At 69.7% G+C, this 3645-nt stretch carries 2 protein-coding genes; one reads left to right on the top strand and one right to left on the bottom strand.

All coding sequences use genetic code 11. From position 1 onward, the window contains the following. Positions 1-110: 110 nt before the first annotated feature. Positions 111-2270, bottom strand: a complete 2160-nt coding sequence (locus ABZ914_RS48495) for an MMPL family transporter (protein WP_500201376.1) — start codon at positions 2268-2270, stop codon at positions 111-113. Positions 2271-2427: 157 nt separating this feature from the next. Here ABZ914_RS48495 and ABZ914_RS48490 point away from each other — a divergent pair, with 157 nt between their 5' ends. Further along, entirely contained in the window at positions 2428-3576 is a 1149-nt protein-coding gene (locus tag ABZ914_RS48490; RefSeq protein WP_500201375.1) for a cystathionine gamma-synthase, read from the top strand. The last annotated feature ends 69 nt before the right edge of the window (positions 3577-3645 follow it).

The raw sequence follows: 3645 nt of genomic DNA, 5'->3' as shown, positions 1-3645 counted from the left end.
GTGCGGTCTCCGGCGCTTCGCCTTCGGAGGAAGCCGGATTGCGGGCCCCGGCCCGTGGGCGGCATTTCTGACCGGGGCTCCGCAATCCGACGACTGCGGGGGCTGCCGTCCTAGGACGGGTAGCCCGTGCCGACGTACTGGTCCTGCGACGGGTCGGTGCGTCCGAGCCTCTTCTTCGGCTCGTCGCCGTGGCCCGGCCACCAGGCCCGGTGGCCCAGCATCGCGGTGATGCCCGGCACCAGGAACGTCGACATCACGAAGGCCGACAGTGCGATGCCCATCGCGACCGAGAAGCCCATCTGCTTGAGCATGGACACCGGCGCCAGCAGCATCACCGAGAAGGTGCCGGCCAGGATGAGGCCCGCCGCGGCGACCGTCGGGCCGCCGTGCCGGACGGCGCGGGACGCCGCCTCCCGGGGCGAGTACCCCTCCTTGGCCTCCTCGCGCAGCCGCGCGGTCATCAGGATGTTGTAGTCGGTCCCGATGGCCAGCACGAACAGGTAGAGGATGATCGGCAGCTGGAAGATCACGCCCTCCTTGCCCTGGGCGTACTGGAAGACGTACACCGCGGAGCCGAGCGTAGAGGCGAAGCCGAGCAGCACCGCCACGACCAGGTAGATCGGCGCGACCACCGACCGCAGCAGCAGCGCCAGGATCAGCGCGATCAGCACCGCCGCCACCGGCAGGATCACCGACAGGTCGCGGTTGTTGACGGCGTTGATGTCGGCGTAGGTCGCCGTCGGGCCGCCGACGTAGGCGCGCGTGCCGGGCGGCTGGATCTTGTGCACGGCCGGCGCCAGGTCGTTCTTGACCAGGCTGATCGCCTCGTTGGAGGCCGGGTTCTTCTTCAGCACCAGGTCGACCCGGACGACGCCGTTCTTGCCGGGCTCCGCCGGGTTGACGCGTCCGACGCCGGGCGCCGTCCCGGCCTTCTTGGAGAACTCGGCGATCGCCTGCTTGGCGACCGGCTGCCCGTTGTCGCTCTTGATGAACACCTGGACGGGCTGGGTGAGGCCGGGCGGGAAGCCCCGCTCCATGTCCTTGGTGGCCTGCGCCGACTCGGTGTCCTGCGGGAACCCGGCGGCGAAGTCGTAGTCGGACTTGAAGCCGAGCGCGCCGATGGCCAGCACGACCATGACACCGCCCGCGGCCAGCGCCGCGACGGCCGGGTGGCGGCCGACGCCGCGGCCGATCGCGCCGGAGACCCGCTCCTTGGGCTGCTTCTTCCAGGCCTTCGACGGCCAGAACACGGCGGTGCCGAGCAGCGACACGAGCGCCGGGAACAGGGTCAGCGAGGTGATGCCCATGGTGACGACGGAGATCGCCAGGGCCGGGCCCCAGGCGCTGAACACGCCGAACGTCGCGAGCAGCAGCACCAGGAAGGTGACGGCGATGGCGGCGGCGGCCGAGGAGATGACCTCGCCGACCCGCTCCACCGCGTGGATCATCGCGGTCTTCTTGTCCTCGCCCGCCCGCAGCCGTTCGCGGAACCGGAACATCACGAACAGGTAGTAGTCGGCGCCGATGCCGAACAGCACGATGAGGATGATGGTGCTGAGACTGTCGTCGCCGGAGAAGCCGAACAGCTTCGAGGCGGTGCCGATGAGGCCCATCGCGACCTGCATCGTCAGCATGATCACGACGATCGGCAGCACCGCGGCGATCGGCGCCCGGAAGATCACCAGGATCAGCCCGATGATCAGGACGAAGGTGGCGATCCCGACGATCTCGAAGGACTTGTTGAAGGAGTCCTCGTTGTCGACGAAGCCGGCGACGTCACCGCCGACCTTGGCCTCGAGCCCGCTGCCCTTCAGCAGCCCGGGCAGGTCCTTGCGTATCTCCTTGACCGCGTCGCCCTGTTTCTTGCTGGCCGCCTGGTCGGTGCCCTTCATCGGCACCGAGATGACCTGGACGGCCTTGTTGGGCGCCACCAGCTGCTCGCCGGTGAGGAAGTTCAGCACGGTGGCCGGCTTGCTCGCGTTCATGGACGCGGCGGCCTTGTCGATCACCCGGGTGTCGGCCGGCGTGATCTTCCCTCCGTCCGAGCGCTTGACGACGACGATCGAGGAGGTGTCCTCCTGCTGGGGGAACGCCTTCTGGGCGATCTTGGCCGCCTGGACCGACTCGTACTTGGAGGGCAGGAAGTCGCCCTGGTCGGACTCGGTGGACAGCTTGGGGGACAGCGTGATGATGAGACCGGCGGCCACCAACCAGGCCACGATGGTCCACCATGGATGTCTCACGACGAAGCGCGCGAGCCGAGCGAACATGCGTCTTCCTTAAATAAAGGGTCAACTCGGGATACTGGTTAAACGGTAGGGAACGCGCGCGCTCTTGGGGTCAACCCGCGTGCTGAAATGGGGGCTGATACCTCCGGGGGAGCTCCTCCTCCCAGAGGAGGGGCGGCGGGTGGATAGCCTCGTACCCATGGACAACGAGGTTCACCGGGGGTTCGAGACCCTGGCCATCCACGCGGGACAGGAGCCCGACCCCGCCACGGGGGCGGTCGTCCCGCCGATCTACCAGGTCTCCACGTACAAGCAGGACGGGATCGGGGGGCTGCGCGGCGGCTACGAGTACTCCCGATCGGCCAATCCGACGCGTACCGCGCTGGAGGTATGCCTCGCCGAGATCGAGACGGGGGCGCGCGGGCTGGCGTTCGCGTCCGGGCTCGCCGCCGAGGACGCGCTCATCCGCACCGTCTGCAAGCCCGGCGACCATGTGATCATCCCGAACGACGCCTACGGCGGCACCTACCGCCTCTTCGCGAAGGTCGCCGAACCGTGGGGCGTCTCGTTCGACCCGGTGCCGCTCGGGGACGCGGCGGCCGTGCGCGCGGCGATCCGCCCCGAGACGAGGCTCATCTGGGTGGAGACGCCGACCAACCCGCTGCTCGGCATCGCCGACATCGCGATGCTCGCGGGCATCGCCCACGACGCGGGCGCGCTGCTCGCCGTCGACAACACCTTCGCCTCGCCCTACCTCCAGCGGCCCCTGGAGCTCGGTGCGGACGTCGTGGTGCACTCCACCACCAAGTACATGGGCGGCCACTCCGACGTCGTCGGCGGCGCCCTGGTCGTCGCGGACGGCGGGCTCGGCGAGCGCCTGGCGTTCCACCAGAACGCGATGGGCGCCGTCGCGGGCCCCTTCGACGCCTGGCTGACGCTGCGCGGGATCAAGACGCTCGGCGTGCGGATGGACCGGCACTGCGCCAACGCCGAGAAGGTCGTGGAGCTGCTGACCCGGCACCCCGCCGTCCGGCAGGTCTACTACCCGGGCCTGCCCGACCACCCCGGCCACGAGGCCGCCGCCAAGCAGATGCGCGCCTTCGGCGGCATGGTCTCCTTCCGGATGGAGTCCGAGGAGGCCGCCGTCCGGGTGTGCGAGCGGACGAAGCTGTTCACGCTCGGCGAGTCGCTCGGCGGCGTCGAGTCGCTGATCGAGCACCCGGGCCGGATGACGCACGCCTCGGCCGCCGGCTCCCCGCTGGAGGTCCCGGCTGACCTGGTCCGCCTGTCCGTCGGCATCGAAGACGCCGACGACCTCCTCCGCGACCTGGAACTAGCGCTCGGTTGACCCAGGGGGGCTGTGTTTTCCCAGGGGGGCGACCCCCTGGAACCCCCGTCACGACGGACGGCCTGTTTC

It is taken from the genome of Spirillospora sp. NPDC046719, assembly GCF_040645715.1.
Lineage (GTDB): Bacteria > Actinomycetota > Actinomycetes > Streptosporangiales > Streptosporangiaceae > Spirillospora.
This window is presented reverse-complemented; position numbering and strand designations above follow the sequence as displayed.

Excerpts from the sequence above, each read along its gene's own strand:
- ABZ914_RS48495 (WP_500201376.1), bottom strand. The coding sequence starts at position 2,270 with ATGTTCGCTCGGCTCGCGCGCTTCGTCGTGAGACATCCATGGTGGACC.
- ABZ914_RS48490 (WP_500201375.1), top strand. The coding sequence starts at position 2,428 with ATGGACAACGAGGTTCACCGGGGGTTCGAGACCCTGGCCATCCACGCG.